General features: G+C 41.0%; 7 protein-coding genes. 3 read left to right on the forward strand and 4 right to left on the reverse strand.

Translation table 11 applies throughout. The annotated features are described in order from the left end of the window. Positions 1–37 precede the first annotated feature (37 nt). From MWU56_RS11230 to MWU56_RS11245, 4 genes are all read right to left on the reverse strand, one after another. The gene (locus MWU56_RS11230) at positions 38–253 is read right to left on the reverse strand and encodes a DUF6327 family protein (protein ID WP_247044570.1); all 216 of its coding nucleotides are present in this window, start codon (positions 251–253) and stop codon (positions 38–40) included. Continuing rightward, positions 250–600 (reverse strand): hypothetical protein, encoded by a 351-nt coding sequence (locus MWU56_RS11235; RefSeq protein ID WP_247044571.1) that lies wholly within the window; start codon positions 598–600, stop codon positions 250–252. The genes MWU56_RS11230 and MWU56_RS11235 overlap by 4 nt, the downstream gene beginning before the upstream one ends. Before the next feature lie 3 nt (positions 601–603). Next, the gene (locus tag MWU56_RS11240; protein ID WP_247044572.1) at positions 604–933 is read right to left on the reverse strand and encodes a YtxH domain-containing protein; all 330 of its coding nucleotides are present in this window, start codon (positions 931–933) and stop codon (positions 604–606) included. Positions 934–1,248: 315 nt separating this feature from the next. Continuing rightward, positions 1,249–2,934 carry a glutamine--tRNA ligase/YqeY domain fusion protein gene (locus tag MWU56_RS11245; RefSeq protein ID WP_247044573.1) on the reverse strand — a complete coding sequence of 562 codons (1,686 nt, stop codon included), beginning with the start codon at positions 2,932–2,934 and terminating at the stop codon, positions 1,249–1,251. Between the two features lie 265 nt (positions 2,935–3,199). On the opposite strand from MWU56_RS11245, the gene MWU56_RS11250 reads away from it, so the two are divergent. The 3 genes from MWU56_RS11250 to MWU56_RS11260 are packed head-to-tail and all read left to right on the forward strand — an operon-like array spanning position 3,200 to position 21,700. Then, positions 3,200–5,458: a gliding motility-associated C-terminal domain-containing protein gene (locus MWU56_RS11250; protein WP_247044574.1), complete on the forward strand. Its 2,259-nt coding sequence runs from the start codon at positions 3,200–3,202 to the stop codon at positions 5,456–5,458. Between the two features lie 6 nt (positions 5,459–5,464). After that, positions 5,465–7,531 (forward strand): PorP/SprF family type IX secretion system membrane protein, encoded by a 2,067-nt coding sequence (locus tag MWU56_RS11255; protein ID WP_247044575.1) that lies wholly within the window; start codon positions 5,465–5,467, stop codon positions 7,529–7,531. Positions 7,532–7,543: 12 nt separating this feature from the next. Further along, positions 7,544–21,700 (forward strand): T9SS type B sorting domain-containing protein, encoded by a 14,157-nt coding sequence (locus tag MWU56_RS11260; protein ID WP_247044576.1) that lies wholly within the window; start codon positions 7,544–7,546, stop codon positions 21,698–21,700. Positions 21,701–21,704 lie beyond the last annotated feature (4 nt).

Raw genomic sequence — 21,704 nt, forward strand, 5'->3', positions numbered from 1 at the left:
AGCCTTTTTTATGCTGTTACCGTATAAAACCTGAACACTAATCAAATTTTTTAAGCAGTTTTTTTGCTATTAAGGATATAGCAATCTTTTGTAACAAAGGAGCAATACCACCCAGTATATTTGTAGGGTATAATTCTGCTTTGGTCTGTTGTATTGCAAGTTTCACCTTCTCTTCATCTATCTCTCTTTGTAGCTTTAAGACTTTGAGGTCTCGATCAATATCTTCAAATGATGTGTATTGTGACTGAATCATAGTTCATCAAAATAAAATTTAGAAAACTTTTTTAATAATGGTCTTTCGATCAACTTTCTGGCCAAGAACAAAACAATAACAATGAGTACGTAAAACCCTCCCACAATTAAAAAGCCCTGGGCGGTACTCTCCAACTCATCTCCAATCCAAAATGCAGCGCTAAACGAAAGAAACAAAAGAGATAGAAATGTGATTCCATAAATAACAAGCGCTTGGGCTGCCATTGTTACGCCCTTCATCATAGAGCGAAAACTTTGGAGCCTATAAAAATCCAAGCTGTTCTTCACATAGGACCTAACTCCTTGTTCAACATGATCTATTTGTTCTTTAATCTCCTCGAATGCCATATTTTACTTCTGTAGTTTGGCGTTCTTAGTTCTTAGGTCTTCCAGCTTTTTTTCAAGTGCAACAAGAATATCATCTGCTTTGTAACTCATACTGGAAAGGGTGTCCTCTAATTTTTCTTCAAATTCCTCCTTTTTGGCATCAGCAGTTTTGCTAAACTCATCTTTTGCATTGTTCAAACTTTGGGAAATATCATCTTTTGCCTTAACTGCACTTTTTTTGATTTTCTTCCTAGTTCTTTTTCCCTTATCGGGAGCATATAAAATTCCAATACCGGCTCCAACAACTGCTCCTGTTAATAATGCGGTTAAAACGTTTCCTGTGCTATTTGACATAATATTATTATTTTAAATTAAACTTCATTTAAAAAATCAATAATTCATTTTTCATGTATCTAAGTACATTCCCCTTATCGATTTGTTCAAAATTAACATACAATTAAAGCAAGTATTGATGCAATAGGTAGAAACCTTAACGCATAAACTAAATTTTGACCAAATATTGAAAATAATTGGATTTAGAAACACTTTAAGACCGGTGATGTGAATTTATAAGGAATAGAGGAAAAGATTCGGCAAATCCCTCCCAGTGAACCCGTTTTTAATAGGATTCATCAATAAAAATAAAGTGTAAAATAAGAAAACGTTATTCTAACTTTTCTGTTCCAATTTGGCCCAGGTGTCCCTTAACGTAACAGTTCGGTTAAAAACCAGTTTTTCTGGAGTTGAGTCTTGATCTACATTAAAATACCCGAGTCGTTGAAACTGTACTTTATCACCGATTTGTGAATCCTTTAAACTAGGTTCCAAATATCCGATAACCTTTTTCAATGAGTCTTGATTAACAAAGTCCATAAAATCCTTATCCTTATGGCCATCCGGTGTAGGGTCGTTAAAAAGTCGATCGTATAACCTTACTTCGGCAGTAATGGCGTGAGGAATGGAAACCCAATGTAATGTTCCTTTTACTTTTCGTAAACTCTCCTCAGTGCCAGATCCACTTTTACTTTTAGGGTCATAAGTACATTGAACCTCGGTAATGTTACCTTCATCATCTTTGGTGCAACTTTCTGCTTTAATTATATACCCGTTTTTCAAACGCACTTCACCACCTAGTTTTAACCTAAAAAACTTTCTGTTGGCTTCTTCCCTAAAGTCTTCTTGCTCAATATACAGTTCTCGAGAAAATGGGACTTTTCTGCTACCTGCAGATGAATCTTCAGGATTATTTTCTGCATTGAGCCATTCTTCCTTACCTTCATCGTAGTTAGTAAGTACGAGTTTTAGCGGATTTAATACCGCCATTACACGGGGAGCAATTTTATTTAGGTGTTCCCTTACATGGAAATCAAGTAAGGATACATCTACCACATTTTCCCTTTTGGCTATACCTATGGTATCCACAAAATTTTTGATGGACTCTGGAGTAAAACCTCTTCTTCGGAATCCAGAAATCGTAGGCATTCTAGGGTCATCCCAACTTTCCACAACACCGGTTTCCACAAGTTGAAGCAATTTCCGTTTACTTACAACGGTATGACTTAAGTTCCTTCTAGCAAATTCCCTTTGTTTTGGACGCAACTTATTAGAAGATACCACTTGGTCCAAAAACCAATCGTACAACTCCCGGTGGGGCAAAAACTCGAGTGTACACAAAGAATGTGAAACTTGTTCGATATAATCACTTTCCCCATGCGTCCAATCGTACATGGGATAAATACACCAATCGGTATTTGTTCTATGGTGTGCTTTGTGCAAAATACGGTACATTACAGGGTCACGCATCAACATATTTGAGGAAGACATATCGATTTTGGCTCTTAAAACATGTTCCCCATCTTTGAATTCGCCCTCTTTCATCCCTTTAAATAGGCTCAAATTCTCATCTACAGAGCGATTTCTATATGGACTCTCGCTCCCTGGTTCGGTTGGAGTTCCTTTTTGGTTTGCAATGTCCTCAGAAGATTGGCTATCTACATAGGCCTTTCCCTCTTTGATCAGCAAAGTTGCCCAATCATACAACTGTTGAAAATAATCCGAAGCATAGCATTCTGTGTCCCATTCGAACCCGAGCCATTTAACATCCTTTTTTATGGCCTCTACATATTCCTTTTCTTCTTTTGCCGGATTAGTATCGTCGAAACGCAAGTTTACCGGTGCATTGTATCGCAATCCCAAACCAAAGTTGAGACATATTGAGCTAGCGTGCCCAATATGTAAGTAACCGTTGGGCTCCGGAGGAAAACGAAACCTCAAGTCCTTTTGAGTATAACCCATTGTAAGGTCCTCCTCAACAATGTGTTCTATAAAATTGAGCGATCTAGCTTCTTTTGACATACCAATATTTTGATGGGCAAATGTAATAAAATCCCCTGTTGATAGCTATTTTTCAAGCTTCTGTGTATACAAAGTAGACGATTTCACAACACTTTTGGTATAGCCTACAACAATATCTTTCTATTCGTCGAAATTAAAGACATATTTGCTATTAGAATACTATATGAAAAAGGGGCGACTGAACAACGTCTCTTGAAAGAAGTACAATTAAGGGGCGCAAACTAACAGGGCTAATATGCCCATAACCTCTTAAATACTAACGGTGATGAAAAAGACTAATTCAACGTATAGCATTCTAATTTTGGCTTTGGCTTTTGTGCTATTGGGTATCTCCAATATGGGCGCCCAAGTACTAAACCAACCTGTTCCGGCGGACAATCCAAACTTGGCCGGGAATTCTGCATGGACCGCTGTTTGTGCATCTGCAGGGTTTAACGAATATTTCGTGAACTTTACATGGGACCCGCCAATGGTCGGAGGTGATAATGAGTTTGTTTTAGAGCTATCCGATGCCAATGGCTACTTTTCCAACCCTACAGAGCTTGTGCGCGTTAGCGACAAAAACACAACTTTCGATTTTGAGTTCCAATTTGCCCTCCCATCGGATATGAGAGGTGATAACTTTAAAATGAGGGTCAGAAGCACCAGCCCCGCTAAGACAAGTCCAGCATCCGAAGCGTTTTCCATGTACTTTATTGATTATAACTCACCATTATTAATCAGTGAGAATGGTAGTGGAACAATTCCTTCGGGCGGACAGATTCAAATTTGTGGAGACGGCTCGGTAACCTTGAAACCTCATAATATACCTAACGCAGATACATATATATATAATTGGTACCGTAGTGGAACATTGCTTTCAGAAAAATCAGAAAGTATAACAGTTTCCGAACCAGGAATGTACTATGTGGAACTGGATTATGGAGATTGTTCGGGATCGGCAAACACGCTTTCAAATACTATTGAGATAACTACAGGAACAAGTTCAGGTTTGGCCATCAATGGCACAGACAATATAGAGATTTGCCCTGGAGAAACCCATGTACTTGAGGCAAATACCTCTGACTCGGGCTTAACGTATACTTGGTATAAAGATGGAACCGTGGTAAGCGGGCCAACCGTAGACGGAAACACTTACACTGTTGATGCTGGAATCGCTGGTTTCGAAGGATCTTATGAAGTTGAGGTTTCTGGTTCGGGTATTTGTACAGAATCATCAGAACCAGTAACAGTTTCAAGCTCTGGTTCTTTTGAAATCACCTTAAACAATGAAGAAAGTATTGTCCTTCTTCCATCCCAAACTAAAACTTTGTCTGTGAGCACAACCGCATCCAATGCAACCTACCAATGGTTTAAGGATGGTTCTGCCATTACAGATGCAACGAGCAATACATTAAATATTGATGCTGTTGGTGACTATTACGTTAAGGTAACAGAAAACGGAGGTCCATGTACCCCTGCGCCAGTAGCTTCAACAACAACAACAGTAGTATCACCGGATTCTTTTGAGCTAATAATAGACTATGTAAGTTCTTATGGTTCTTGTGAAAGCACGGAAGCAACATTGACCTTAACAAAAATAAATGCCATAAGCGATAGTGGTGCTACAACAGATGTAACTTCAGATTTGCAGGGTACTTTTGATTACCAATGGAAATTGGATGGAACCAATATTTCTGGAGAAACCTCAAAGACCATCACAATATCCAGTCATGAAAATAATGGAAGCTATACCCTTTTTGGTTCAATAGATACTTTTGATTCAACCTCAAATAACTTGCAGGTAAAACTTGCTTCCAATGAAACAGTGACAATATCCGCAAATGGTACCGTTCTGTGCGAAGGAGGTGAAGCCATTGTTTTAACAAGCAGTTCTGATCTGTCAGATGCATCCTTTCAATGGAAAAAAGATGGAGTTGTGGTCGATTCAGCGTCCGAAAGCTTTACTGCGAACGAAATAGGCGTGTACCAATTAGAAATCACAACCAATGAATGTCCGCTAATATCCAATGAAATCACGATAACAGAATTCGATGAATCCTTATTGGTATTGGACAATTCCCAAGACCTCATCATTATCGAGGGAGAAACAAAAACAATAACTGCTAGCGGCGCAGATTCCTATGAATGGTACGATGCGGGTAGCAACCAAATTTCCACAAGCAATTCTTACGGTTTTACCGAAGAAGGGGAATACCTATTAATCGCCAGCTTTGGCTCATGTACGGTAAGTAAACTAATTACTGTAACGTACAGGGATATGTTTGCGATACCGAACGTTATAACCGCAAATGGTGATGGTATTAACGACTTATGGGTACTACCCAATACATATTCAAGAGACCCCGATGTTCTCGTAACCATTTTTAATGAGCGCGGAGAACAAATATTTAGCCAAATCGGCTATGAAAATAATTGGCCCCAATCCACTACAGCTTTTAATAGACAAAACATGATTTTCTATTACAAGATTTCACGTGGTGGCAAAAATTTAAAACAAGGGACCATCACTGTTATTAAATAAACAGCAATGCAAACTAAACCTCTACTTCTACTTATTACCTTGCTACTTGCCTTCTCAGGAATGAGAGGACAAGAAGAAGAAGCGTATGTACCTTATAACGTGCCCTCTCAAAACCTTGTAAAGTTTAACCGGTTCTTATTGAACCCAACCTTTTCCACAGTAAGAGAGGACAAATCGTACATTAACCTCTTTCATAGAAACCAGTCGGTATCTTTTAATGACAATAACCAAGTATACTTCTTAAGTTACAGTGGTAGAGTAAGTGATAGGAGCGGTGTAGGTCTTAGTCTATTTACCAACAGAGAAGGGCTTTTCAATAATTTCGGTTTACACGCAAACTATGCCTATGGTGTGCGATTGAGTGAAAACAGTACATTCACATTTGGTGCCAACGTAAGTTATTATCAAAGCGCCTTTAATCAAGATAGAGTAAACTCTGTAGAAGAAGACCCGTTTTTAAATACATTGGAAAGTAGCTCATTAGTAAGCTTTCAACCTGGATTTAACTTTTCCATTGGAAAGTTTGATATTGGTGGTTTTGCTGAAAACCTATTTGACTACAACCTTAAATCCAGCGAATCCGTTACTGATTTCAATGAAAAGACATACTCGGGACACCTACAATATACCCATCAGTTTGAAAATGGAAGTGGAATGTTGGAAAGTGCTCGCTTAATGCCATTGGCCAGAGTGCGAAAAGTGGGTGAAGAAACGATTACACTAGGTGGTAACTTAATTCTTGACCTTCCCAAACTAGGATGGGTACAAGCGGGTTATGATGATTTTTATGGTGCTTCCGCCGGATTGGGTTTTAACCTTACCAAAAACATATCCTTGGGGTATACCGTCGAAAAAGGCCTGTCCAACCAGTTTGAAAGCTTTGGGGTAACACACGAAATTTCATTGGCCTACTCCTTTACACCAAACCTTACAGAAGACCGCGTAATGTTGGAAAAAGAGGGCGAAGAATTGGTTTCAAATGAGGAAGATGTACCTCAAGACAGCTTAAGCATTACAGACAAGGATCTCGAAATTGCACAATTAAAGGATAAACTGGCCGAAAACGACGCCATTTTGGATGAACTGCTAATGCGCCAAGACTCCATGGAGTCAACTCGTAAAAAAGACTTGGAAAAGCGTTTTGAAACTGTGATGAAAATGGTACAACGTGAAACAAGGGGACAAAGCCCTGCGTTGGAACAAAGAGCTAAAGAAGTATATTTTGCCAACATGGATAGTACGGATATCGTAACCAGGAAAAAACAACCCTTGGCCAACCACGGTCTGTCCAACAGCACATCTACCAAAAAGGTAATTAAAATCAATGAAGCCAAGACCAATAAGGGCACCACATATGCTTCCAGCACAAATGCAAAAAAAGACAATACTTACAGTCCTGCTAAAACAAAGAGGACAAAATTCAAATCTCACAATGTCCCAAATGTTAAGGGCGGACATTACCTAATTGCCAATGTATTTAGAGACACCAATAATTTGCACTCTTTTATTGAAAGACTAAGAGATCAAGGAATAAATGCAGATTATTTTGAAAATCCTAAAAATGGTCTCAATTATGTTTATATCGCCGATTTTGAGAATAAACAAGAAGCGTTGAACGCCTATCATACTAAAATGAATGGCACATATAAAGGAGACGCTTGGGTTATGAACGTGAATGCTGGAAACTCTCAAATCGCAGGATACACAGGGCAAGTTAACAATCCAAGCTCTAAATACGGGAATAACCTATTGTCCAAAAATGTGAGCGATAACGCTAATGGAAATAGTCACGTAGTCATTACGACTCAATCTGGCGATGGCTTGCCAGAAGGGTACTATCTAATTGCCAACGTATTTGAAAACTCAACGAGTGCCAAGGAATTTGTAAAGGAACTGAATGCAAGAGGATTGCATGCAAGTTACTTCATCAGTCCCAAGGACAAGCACAGGTATGTTTACTTGAAGAAACATGAAACCTGGAACAATGCCCTAACCTCATACTACACCAAACTAAACGCTTCGTATGATGAGGAAATGTGGATTATGCGCATAAAACCAAACATAACCAGTTAGCCTGCTAAACATATGAAAAAATCATTACTCAGGTGGAGCATTACTACTTGTTTATTGCTCTTCGCATACGCAGGTTTTTCCCAAGTTAAAAACGACTTTGATGTTCGTTACGAAAACAAACTTAAGGGAGATCTTACCTTTATTGCTAATAATATTGTGAATAGGGACTCTAACAATAGAGACCCTGAAGATTCATACAATAGAACCGGAAACAATTCATCTTATAATGATGATTTGAACATGCAGTATATTGATATTGACAATGATAATTCTACCTTTAGTTCCAGTAGCGCTACACTTTCGATACCAGATTCCGATTGTTCAAGAATAAGATACGCCGGGCTTTATTGGTCAGCTGTTTATAGGGATAACAATCGTAGAACTGATTTTGATGAAATCAAATTTCAGGTTCCAGGTTCATCCTATGTTGATCTTACGGCCGATGAAATTCTATTTGATGGCCAAGGAGACGCAGATTTTGGAAGCTATGCTCCTTATGCCTGTTATAAAGATGTAACCTCAATGCTTACGGGCCTATCAAATCCCGACGGCGAATACGTTGTTGCGAATGTTAGGGCCAGTTCAGGAGATAACGTAACAGGTGGTGTCTCTGGAGGTTGGTCTTTGGTCATTGTATATGAAAACCCTACGTACCCAGGAAAATACATCACCACTTTTGATGGTTATGCAGGAATCAAATCTGCAGAAACCGTAGACATCCCTTTTAGTGGTTTTACCACCTTACCAGCACCTTTTCCAGTAAACGCAAAGTTAGGTGTCGCCGCTTTGGAAGGAGATAATAGAATCTCCGGTGATCGTTTGTCCATTAAGGCAGATAGCAACGGTTCATTTACCACCCTATCAAATAGTGCTAATCCTTCAAACAATTTTTTCAACAGCAATATCACGGATGAAGGAGTTATTCAAACAAATCGTAACCCGAACAGTGTTAATACATTGGGGTGGGATGTTGATCTCTTTACCATTCCAAACCCAAGTCAATCTGTAATACCCAATGGAGAAACCGGCGCAACATTGCGCGCTTCCTCTTCTCAGGATAAATATGATATTTTCTTTACCTCATTGGATGTAGAAATTATTGAACCATCCATAAACCTAGGTAAAACAGTTGAGGACATCGGTGGAAATGATATAACGGGACTGGGTGTGCATCTTGGGCAATACTTGGATTATGTACTTACATTTCAAAATGTTGGTAATGACGATGCCACGAACTACACCATCCGAGATGTTTTACCTATAAACGTTACCTTGGATGAATCGAGTATAAGCATGCCCTCTGGCGTAACGTATATCTATGAGCCAGCTACCCGAACAATTACTTATACAATACCAGATAACATTGTAGAAGAAGGAGACCCACCAGCGGCTATCCGTATGCGCGTGCAAGTCGCAGAAAACTGTTTTGATTTTATAGATGCATGTACCGATATAATCCAGAATTTGGCTTATTCAACCTATCAAGGTGAACTAAACTCCGCCCAAATAACGGATGATCCCAGTGTATATGACTTTGATGGATGTGGCTTTGGAACACCTGGAGCGACGAATTTTTTATTGGATGACCTCAGCGCATGTGACTTTAGTAGAACTGTACAATTGTGCGGGGATGATGTTTTGCTCGACGCCGGCGACAATTTTGACAATTACATCTGGTATATCGACGAAAATGGAAACAATCAAATCGATATAGGAACGGATACTGTTATTACAGATAGTGATTCCGATAACGACCCTAGTACCATTTTGGTTAGCCAAGTAGGCACCTACATCGTGGACAAACAGGTTGCAGATCCCTGTAAGGATTTCCAAGAAATTATTACCGTAGAATTATTTGGTTCGGTTCAGTCCAACCCAATAACAGCTTTGATCAACGACACCTCCAACACCATTGATGGAGCTATTGAAATATGTCCAAATGATGGTAGTGAACTGCCAGAAATATTCTTGTGTGGGCTTAACGATACCGAACTTTTGCAAATAAATATCCCTGATGCCATAAGTATTGATTGGGAACAATTGGACGAATCTAGTTGTGGGGGATCAGTAGATGGTTGTGCAAACACCAACACAGGCTGTACTTGGAACTTGGTAGATTCGGGCAATGATTTTTTAGCATCTGATACAGGGCAATACAGAGTAGTTATTCAGTATGAAGATGGATGTTTCAGCAGATTTTATTTCAACATCTATAAAAACCCGCTAGACCCTCAGTATACCAGTAGCGACATCATTTGTGATACGGATGGTAACATTACAGTGACCAATATGCCATTGACATATGAGTTCCAACTCGTAGATCAAACCACTGGCACCGTTGAAGTACCATACCAGTCCAATCCAAGCTTTGATATAGACACCAATGGTGCGTATATGGTGGAGATGAGACAACAGGGGGTAACAGATGGTTGTATTTTCGTCTTGGACAATATCGGAATTTTAGAAAGAGATTTTCAAGTTGATGTTGTTCCCCAGGACACTGATTGTAATGGTCTTGGAGAAATAGCTATTTCCGTGCTTAATGTTGAGGCTCAGTATTATTACGAAATAGCCCAAGGAGGAACCGTGGTGGATACCCACGGACCGTCCAACGATAATAATTATACTTTTGAAAACTTAAATGACGGAGTCTACGATGTTACTGTAACCACTGACGATGGCTGTGATTATACAGAACAGGTAACCATTGAAGATCTAACAGATTTGGCGGTTAATGCCTTAACCACAAAAAACATCGATTGTACAGACGGTACAATTTCAGTTACAGCCTCGGGTGGACTTCCAGATCCAGATTATTTCTATGCCATTTGGAGCTATAACGGCACAGATCTTTATACCGATATTGGTGATATTCCACCAACTGCATATCAAACAACTAACGATTTTACCTTTACCAACGGAGAGGAAGGAACTTATGAGTTCGTGGTAGTGGACGGAAACAATTGCTATGTAATATCAAACAGTGCTGATGTCTCAATATCTCCTTCAGTGGAATACACAACTTCCACAGTTGATGAAACTTGTTTTGGTGCTGAGGATGGTTCGTTCGCTGTTAACGTTACCAACTCCAACGGATATAGTCTATCCTATACGTTAACCTATCCAGATACGACCACAACCTCCAACGCTTCGGGAACTTTTACCAATTTACCACAGGGGGATTTTTCTTTGACCATAACACAAACACAAGGCGTTGTATCTTGTGATTTTATTGAAACCTTTACTATTGGCGGACCCTCATCAGCTGTAACCGCCGATGTGGTTTTGACCCAAGATTATACCTGTTTGCAAGAAGGAATCATTGAAGTACAAAACCCAATAGGAGGTAGTGCTCCTTACGAATACAGTATTGACGGGGTTAATTTTGACGGAACATCAACTTTTAACAATCTAACCGATGGTACCTACACCATTACAGTAAGAGATGCAACCTTATGTACTTTTACGGACGATATAACCATAGGCCCCCTAGATCCTCCAACGGATATCAGTTTTTCTGCTACCGACCCACAGTGCCCCACATTTGTTTCGGATGTAACCTTGTCGATCACAGGTGGTGAGCCCAATTTAGTGTACGAAATAATTTCGCCGGCAGCAAGTACGGTGAACAATGGCAACAACAACACATTTGCTGATTTGTCCCCAGGAACCTATATGTTCCGAGTAACCGATAATGATGGTTGTTTCTATGACGAAAGCTTCACTATAGACCCGGTTACCGAAATCTCTGTTACCGGACAGCTAGTAAGCAACATCACATGTTTTGGTGATACCGATGGAGAAATAGCATATACAATCAACAGTTTTAACGCCGATTACGATTATAATGTTACAGGACCCGCTAGTTTCTCAGGAACTTCAGAAACCAACGGAACCATTTCCCTTACAGGATTGGCCGAGGGAACCTACACCATTACCGTAACCGACAACTTTACCAATTGTACGGACACTGCCGATGTAACAATTGCAGCGCCACCAGCAGCATTGACGGCTCCAGTTACCATAGTACAGCCTACTTGTGAGGCAGATGGCTCAATAGACATTGCTGTAACTGGCGGATGGGGAAGTTATACCTATGAAATTACAGCTGGTCCTGTCGGATATATACTTCCGGCACCACAGGCAAATGGTTTGTTCACAGGATTGAATATTAGTGGAAACTACACCTTTTCCGTGACCGATGCCAATGATTGTGTGCTTACGGATACCTTTACTATTAACGAGGCCATTGCCCCTGTTTTGGATATTGTTCCCAATGATATTTGTTATGATGACGCCACAGGGTTGATTTTAACCGTCAACGTTACATCAGGTGGTGACGGAAATTATGAATATAGCCTAAATGGAGGTCCATTTGTATCCAGTAATGCATTTACCGGTCTGGGCGCAGGAACCTATACTATAAATGTTAGGGATGGTAACGATTGTACCGATACAGCGTCCATTACCATTGACCCTGAACTAAGTGTGGTTGCTTCTGCCCCAAATATTACTGCATGTGCAACAGATACCGACGTGACCATTACTGCTGCCGGTGGTGATGGAAATTATGTTTATGCTGTAGTTTCTGATGGAGCAACACCAGTTGCAGGAGATTTTTCAACAACAAACCCAATTTCCGTAATCAGCGCAGGTGATTATGACGTTTATGTAAGGGACAACAATGGTGCTTCAGGATATTGTGAAGCCACCTATGATATTACGATTATACAAGATGACCCGTTGGCTATTTCAGTGACCAATACAGATATTCTATGTAGTGGTGAAGCGCAAGCAGAAATAACAATAACCGCAACAGGTGGTGAAGCACCATACACCTACAGCATTGACAATGGCACAACATATCAAACCTCGAACACTTTTGTAAACCAATCCGCCGGCAGTTTCAATATTCGGGTTAGGGATGCCAACAATTGTGATGTAACAGAGATTTACACCATTACCGAACCTTTGACTCTTTCAGCTTCTGCTGCCGTGACTGCTCTGGCAGAATGCTATCCTGGAATGGGCGCTGAGGTGCGTATTACCAACGCCATTGGAGGTACCGCTCCTTACGAATACAGCTTTGGTGGGGGCTCTAATTATGGGGCAAGCTCCATTGGGTATTTGCTGCCCGGCACACACACACTTTATATTAGGGATGCCAACTTGTGTACCTACCCAATGTCCATTACAATTGATCCTGAACCTACGCCTCCTACCGCAGCCGCAACTGTAGATTACGAGTGTGATGGCGAAGGAACTATTACCGTAACTCCAAGCAGCACGGATTTTGATTACACTTACGAAATAAACGGTAATCCAAATACGCCGAACACTTCAAACATCTTTCAAAATGTTGGTATCGGCAATCACACGATCACCGTAAATTATACCAGTAATCTAGCGCCCTCCCCAAGTATACTCCTTTCTGAAAATTTTGGGGTAGGACCAAATACAAGTATTACCGAAATAGACCCTGCCTATTGCTACGAACCTCAAAATGGTGCAGCAAACTCTTGTGGATGGGCCCCTATTAACACACATATACAAGATGGAGAATATTCTGTAACCCAAAATATTGTAAGCCCATATCCCTCATGGTTAAGTCCAAATGACCACACAGGTGTGGCAAATGGCAGATTCTTGGCCATAAACGTGGGCGGTGTTGCCGGTGTAGGCGGCATTGTGTATCAAAAAACAGGGGTGGAAGTAGTACCAAACCGTGATATTACTGTTTCCCTATATGCTTTTAACCTATTGCAAAATGGAACCGGAGGAGGAGATCCTTCCATTGAAATTCAATTGGTAGATGGTGGAGGGGCCATTATTGCAAGCACAACCACAGGGAATATCCCAAAAAATACCGGTGCCAACGATTGGCACAACTATTCCGTTGACCTAAACCCTGGTGCAAATTCAAACTTGGATATTGTTATTAGAACAAATTCCGCAGTAATCAACGGAAATGACATTGCTATTGATGACATCGAAGCGTTCCAAATCCCAGAAGTTTGTACAGATTCCTTGACACTTAATGTTACGGTTGAAGACGGCCATGCCTTTGATGGAGCAATCACTGCTTATACAGATATAACGTGTAACGGTGCTGCCGATGGAACCATCACCTTTGAAGCAGAAAACTTTGATCCAGCGACAGGCTTTACATATCAAGTGGATGGAGGAGCAGTTTCTGCCGCGCAATTTTCCAGTCCCATTACGGTTACCGGGTTGGCAACAGGTGCTCATACCATCAATATTGTTGATTTAAGAGACCCTGCCTGTTCTGTTGTACTGAACCAAACCTTGGCACAGCCCGATATCTTGGATGTTTCGGCATCGATTACCAATGAGCTTACCTGTACCAATGGTGGTGCAACCATAACAGCGATTGCTACGGATGGTACACCAACCTACCAATATCAATTGGAAGATGATTTGAGCAATATTATTACAGCATACCAATCATCGAATGTATTTACCGGCCTAGCAGCAGGTGATTATGTAGTAAGAGCTATCGATACCAATTTGTGTGAGGATACCACGACCATTACAATTGATCCTCCTGCGACAATCACTTTTGATGTAACACCAACAGTTTGTTATAGTGGCAATAATGATGGTTCCATTCAGGTAGATGTTACCGATGGAAACGGGAACTATCAATTTAGTTTGAATGGCGGTGCATGGATAACACCATCTCCTTCCACAGCTATAACCTATACATTTGAAAACTTAACGGCAGGAACCTACACTATAGACGTGCGTGATGATTATGGCTGTTCCGTTCAAGACACGGCTGTAATAAACCCTGCGTTGACCGCTTCTGCATTCCTTAACAATGATTTAACTTGTTTGGTAGATGCGACCATAACCATAAATGCAAATGGAGGTTCTGGACCTTACACTTATGAATGGTCAAACGACGGTGGAACCACATATAATTCCACTGGGTTTGCCGGAAATATATTCACAACAGATACCGACGGAACATATATTTTCCAAGTTACAGATAATGCTGGTTGTACAACCACCACCAACAGTATTGTTGTAACCCCGGCAACACAACCTGTAATCAGTAATGTTATTCCAACAGACATTCTGTGTTTTGGCGATACCACTGGAGCTTTGGATGTAATAATTGATACTTCGGTAGGAGTGCCACCGTATACAATCAATGTGGTAGAAACTAGTGGTCCAACGAACTATGGAGGTCAAACTACAGGATTGCCTGCAGGTTCTTATGAAGTAACCATAACGGATGATAAAGGATGTGTGTCCGCTCCGTTCCCTGTTGTGATTTCTGAACCAACCCAAATAATGCCAAATATCTCGCATACCAACCTTACTTGTGTTGCTTCTGTTACCGAGTTAGGAACAATAACTATTGATGCATCAGGTGGGACACCAGATTATATTTATCAAGTATACAATACAGATTACAGTGTTAATTTAACTTATGATACCTCATCAGGCACTAATGATCACACCTTTACAGGGCTAGATTTTGGGGATTATACGATACAGATTACAGATGACAACGGCTGTCAAAATATATCAGCTATTACAATAACAACTGGTCCAGATATTTTAATAACAACTGTCGGAGCCTCTGGTTGTACACCTGGCAGTGGAGAAATGACTGTTGAAGCTCAAGCTTCCAATGGAACTTTAGGAGCGGGAACCTTTTATTTTGCTCTTTATCCGGCACCTGCATTCAATGCTGCCGATCCAGCTTGGTTTCCAGAGGATTCGTTTCCTGCTCCGGACAATACCCATTTGTTCACTGGACTTACTCCTGGTGTTACCTATACTTTTATCGTGTTTGATACGGACACCAATTGTGAATATATTCAAGAAGCAACCGTTCCTGTAGCCACCAATTCTACTTTGGTATCAACTATAGATGCCGCAACCAATATTACTTGTACTGGAGCTGCCGATGGTACAGTTGACTTTACCGTGTCTGGATACGGAGGAAGCAATGTGAACTACGAAATTTTCTACACCAACACCCATACCACATCAGGAATTACAGGTACATTATCCGGTGCTGTTGGAGGTCCGGAAAGCGATACAGCATTAGGGTTGAGCCCTGGAGAATATTATATTCTTTACGAAGAGGCCGATGGACCTAACGCTGGTTGTGTAATTGCTTCGGATCCATTCCTAATTGAACAATCACCGACTTTGCTTCAGGTTACAGCAGATTCGCCAACAAACGACAATTGTAATCCTAATGCAGGTGTAATTACCGCATCGGCCCAATTTGGTCTTGCTCCATATGAGTATCTATATTTATTGGACACTGATCCTGCTCCAACAGCAGCTACAGCTGGATGGACAAGCAGTAGCACGGCAAATGTTGAAGCTGGCGATTACATTGTATATGTAAAAGATGCCAACGATTGTATCCAAAGTGATCCTGTATCAGTTCTGCTTGATCCAAGCCCAGAAATTTCAATTGCCATAGTAGATGAATGTGTGGATGAAGGCTTGTTTGAAGTCTTGGTTACCTTGGACAATCCCGCTTTGGCCATGGCCCCGTTCCAAATAAGTGTAAATGGCGGGGCGTACCAAAACTTTACATTCAACGGAAGTAATGAACATACAATATCTAATCTAAGTTCTGGCGTAGGTCAAACCATCTCCGTTAGAGATTTAAATGGCTGTATCGAAACAGAAACTTTCGATATTCATCCTCCTCTCGAATTCACGGTGACGCAAACAGTGGCCTTGGATTGTGAGCCGGGAGCAGCAGCAAATGCAGAATTGCTGATAGAAGTAATCTCTGGATCAGGAAGCTATCAGTATATGATAGATGGCCCAGGATCAAATGATGAAGCAAGAACTACGTTAACTTTAGACGCATCCAACCAATTTACATGGACTGGAGCAGCAGCGGCCGGCAACTACGATATTATTGTGTTTGATATGGGAACAGCTCCACCAAACTGTCCTAAAACCATCACAATTAATGTTCCGGACGCTCCAATACCAAGCTTTACCGAAACACACGTAGATGTAACTTGTTTTGGAGGAACCAATGGAAGCATTACCCTTACGGAAATTGATAATGGAATCAGTCCATTGTCCTATACCCTTACGCCAATGCCCGCTGGTGCAGTATTGAACGGCAATACTTTTGAAAACCTTCCTGCGGGAACATATAGCGTACGCGGTGTAGGAACCAACAGTTGTTTTGATGATATTTTCAACATTGTCATTTCAGAACCTGCGGACATATCCGTTCCAATTCCTTCGGTAGTGGAATTTGGATGTACCGCTGGGAACAACATGAACAATGCGACCATTACAGTTGATACCGCATCCATAACTGGAGGTAGTGGAAACTATATCACCTATGAATTTGTCAACGATGCTGGTTCCGTAGTGGTTCAATCTGGTAATAATCCAGTGTACACCGAAACCGATATTAACGGTGGTAATTATACCATCAATGTGTACGATAGCAATGGGTGTATTGGAACAACAACAGCTACTATAGCTCCGTTCGACAGTTTAGATAATGCAACAATTGCCATAGATGCCGTTGCTACTTGTGCTACCGGAGAGGATATCACAATTACAGCAATTGGATCTATCACCAATTCAACAACAGATCCTGCAAACTATGAGTTTAGGGAATTGCCTTCTGGTGTATTCCAGGCCTCGGGTAACTTTACAGGACTGAGCGTTGGTATACACAATTTTGAAGTAAGAAACACAGTAACCGGATGTGTTAGAACTGTTTCCCACGAAGTGGCAGATCCAGAAGTATTGGATTTGAATGTAGTAAACACTACAGATATCACCTGTTTTGGAGACACAAACGGTGAAGTGGAACTGAACCTTGTTGATGGTTCCAATATCACCTATGCAAGTGCTACGAGTTATACCTTGTACTATGATATAAACAACACACCAACGAATACAGGTGATGATGTAACGACCACAGGTTCTGATGCTGATGGAAGCTTTACTATTACAGGACTTGCTGCTGGGACTTATTTTATAGAAGTTACGGATACGAACCCTCCGGGAGCAGCTTGTTTGTACACCGAATCCTTTACTATTGCTGGTCCTGCTGCTGCCATTACTGGAGCTACAGTGGTAACCGATATTACCTGTTTGGGTAACGATGGGACCATTCAAATTACCAATGTTGCCGGTGGTTGGGGCGGATATTCCTACTATGTAGGAACTTCTTCGCCAACAGTGCCCGGTGACTATGTGGCCAGTCCAAACTTTACAGGTCTAGCTACTGGAACTTATGAAGCTTGGGTTATCGATTCAAGCGGTTGTGAACAGCTAGTGGACACTGTAACCCTAACTGACCCTATTCCAATTACTGCTACATTGCAAATCAATGTGGAAAATTGTACTGACCTACAAGGTGAGATTGAGGTTGTTGGAACAGCAGGAGGGCAAGGAAGCAACTATACTTATCAATTGATTAAAGATGGTTCTAATGTAGGTTCCCCACAAACAAACACCATATTCTCTGGTCTTGGTGCTGGTTCTTACGAGGTATTGATTGCCGATCAGTGGTCTTGTACCACAACTGTTGGTCCAGTAGTACTCACAGATGCTATGACAGCCAACACCACCGTAATTAAACCTATTGACTGTACCGTTGATCCTGGAGGTCACATTACCGTTAATGTCTCTGGTGGTTCCGCAAATTTAGAGTTCGCAGTAGAATTTCCTGATGGTTCCAATCCATTTCCAACAAATACCACGGGTATATTTACAGGATTAACCATGCCGGGTATTTACACCTTCACCGTAACCGACAACGATACAGCAACTCCTTGTACCTATATAGTTACACAAGAGCTGGATGACAAAGTTGATCCAATAATTGATAATGTTATTATTCAAGATGTAAGCTGTAATGGTGGATCTGATGGAAGCTTAACCGTAATTTTAGATCCTGCCACCGTAGTAGATCCTGTCTATACCTATGAACTTTATGAAATGTCCGATTTGGTAAATCCTTACCGATTTGCACAATCAAGTCCTGTATTTGATAATCTACCCGCAGGTGATTACCAAGCAAGGGTAATTTCATCAAGGGCTTGTGAAGATACTTTTGACGTTACCGTTGGGGAACCAACAGTATTGGGGGCCTCTGCCACAGCAACAGATTTTGCATGTAGTCCAAGCAACTCGGTTAACGAAGCAACGGTGACAGTTACTGCTTCCGGTGGAACAGGGCCTTACCTTTATAGTTTTGAAGGAAACAGCTTTACTTCGGTTGCCACTTTTGACGTAGTGGACGACGGAACAGTTCAAACTATCAACTATATCGTAAGGGATGCCAATGGATGTGAATATCCAGATAGTATTGATGTGCAACCTTTGAACACATTCACACTAAATTTAAATCAAGATATTGCCATCTCTTGTGTTGATCCAGAAACGGTGACCTTAACTGTAACTGAAAGCTTTGGTGGTGATACCTATACTTTTGAGTTATTGCCCATTGGAAATCCTTATGGATCAATGACGGCTTCAACGGGTACAACAGCTACATTTGAGTTGACAGAACCTGGAAGCTATACATTCAGGGCTACCAACGATACCACTGGTTGTTATGTAGAAACTACGCATACCATTGCTCCATACGACACAATTGACGTAGTGGCCACGGCAACTTCACCAATTATGTGTTTTGGTGATGCAGGAACCCTCGAAATCGATGTTACAGGATACACAGGAACTTATGATTTTGAGATTTTCAATGCCGATGGTACAACCACCAGCATAACCGGAAGTGGAAATACAACCACCAATCCAATGTCGATTACAGATCCATTGTTGGTAGGTGGAAACTATTTTGTGCGCGTTTCAGAAACAGGATATCCAGAGTGTATTGAAGATTCCAATACCATTACCATAGTTTCCCCAAGTTCAGCCTTGGATTATACGCCACAAGAAATGGCCAATGTAACCTGTACCAATGATCAGGGTGAAATTTTAATAGCTCCAACAGGAGGTTACGCACCATATGACATTGTATTGACCAACACCACTACAACCCAAGATTATACCATCAACGATGTGACCAGTTATTTGTTCACTGGCTTATCAGCAGGAAACTATACCGTAAGGGTAACAGATAATGGTAGTTGTGTTGAAGACAGGACATTGACCCTAACACAACCTGATCCAATAACAGCAGATATAGATGCTGCTCCAATAGATTTATTGTGCTATGGGGACAACAGTGCATCGGTATGGGCAGATAATGTATTGGGCGGAGAAGGTTCTTATATGTACCAATTGAACATTTACGATGAAACAGGTACAACCATCGCATTTACAACTGGCACACAAAGCAGTGATACCTTTACAGGTTTGGGTGCTGGAATTTATAGCATAACGGTATCCGATGGATGGAACTGTGGTATGGAAACCCCTCAAGTTACCATTACTGAACCAACAGAGGTTATGGCATCACTAATTCAACTTAGTGAAATGACCTGTACAAATGATGCACAAATATTGTTGAGTGCTTCTGGAGGAACAGCACCATATTTCTATAGTACAGACGGAATAAGCTTTGCCGCTATGAGTGGTGGAGATACCCATACGTTTGATGTAGGACCAAGTACTTACCAATATTACGTTCGCGATGCCAACGGTTGTGATGCTATGATATCCAACCAAGTTACTGTAGATGAAGTTCCAGATCTTATGCTGGAAATAGACGATTCAGCAGCCATCATAAATTGCATGGGGGAAGCTTCAGCAACCATTATTGCAAGTGCTACTGGTGGTCTGGGAAGCTATAGTTACGAATTGTTCAGTGATGCGGCCTTGACCAACCTTGTTGATGGACCACAAACCAGTGGAACATTTAGCGAGCTAATGGCAGGAGATTACTATGTAAGAGTAACCAGTGTAGACTGTGTTGAGGTATCTTCTGTAATTACCATAGTTGATCCAGAGCCTTTAGTAGTTGATAGAGAAGAATTTACCAATATAACATGTTCCGGTATGGAAGACGGTACCATTACCGTGGAAGTTTCAGGTGGAACTGGTGAGATACTTTATGCCATTTCGCCTAATCTAAATCAATTTGATACCGAAAATACCTTTACAGATTTAGCCCCGGGTATATATGATGTGATTGCCCAAGATGTGAATGGATGTTTCATAGCCTTCCAATTTGAGCTTACACAACCAGAACCTGTTGTTGCAGAAGCCAATAATATAATGCATGAAGTGTGTTTTGAAAGCGGAGATGGTGCATTCGAAGTACAAATTTCAGGTGGAACAGCTCCATATGAAACCAGCCTTAACTCAAGTGCATCTGATAACTTTGTTCAAGACCAGTTCTTGTTTCAAAATTTAACCGCAGGTACACATGTAGTGTTTGTTAGAGATGCCCAAGGATGTGAGACCAACGTAATTGTGGAAATAGAACCAGGAGTCAACCTTGCCGCTTCTGTAACCCCTGTTTATGAGTGTACCGGAATTATCCCGGACAATTATTTGAACATAGTTATGGAAGATGAATCCATTGTGGAAGATTTAATGTATGCATTGGATTCTACAGATCCGGCAGATATGCAATTAACCGCCGACTTTACCAATATGACACCGGGCGAGCATTACTTGACCATTGCTCATGCCAATGGATGTATGACAACCTACAACTTTACCATTGAAGCTTACGAACCACTTACATTGCTGTTGGAAAATAACAATATCAACCAAATAACAGCAATAGCTGAGGGTGGTGTGGAAGATTATACATTCTATTTCAATGATATTGATAATGGCTCCGATAATACCTTTTACATCAACAGAACCGATACTTATACAGTAACCGTTGTCGATGAGAATGGTTGTGAAGCAACTGCTGATATCTTTATGGAGTTTATAGATGTTGAATTTCCGAACTTTTTCACCCCTGATGGCGACGGTCTCAACGATCTATGGCTACCTGACAACATTGAGGGCTTCCCAGACGTACTAATTAAGATTTATGATCGTTATGGTAGAGTAGTGGAAGAGATGACCCGAAACATTAAAGGTTGGGATGGAAATTATGATGGAAAACCATTACCAACTGGCGACTACTGGTACGTTGTTCAACTTCAAGGAGAACAAGACGACAGAGAGTTTGTGGGACACTTTACACTATATCGACAATAACATT

The sequence above is a fragment of the Allomuricauda sp. F6463D genome (assembly GCF_023015965.1).
GTDB lineage: Bacteria > Bacteroidota > Bacteroidia > Flavobacteriales > Flavobacteriaceae > Flagellimonas.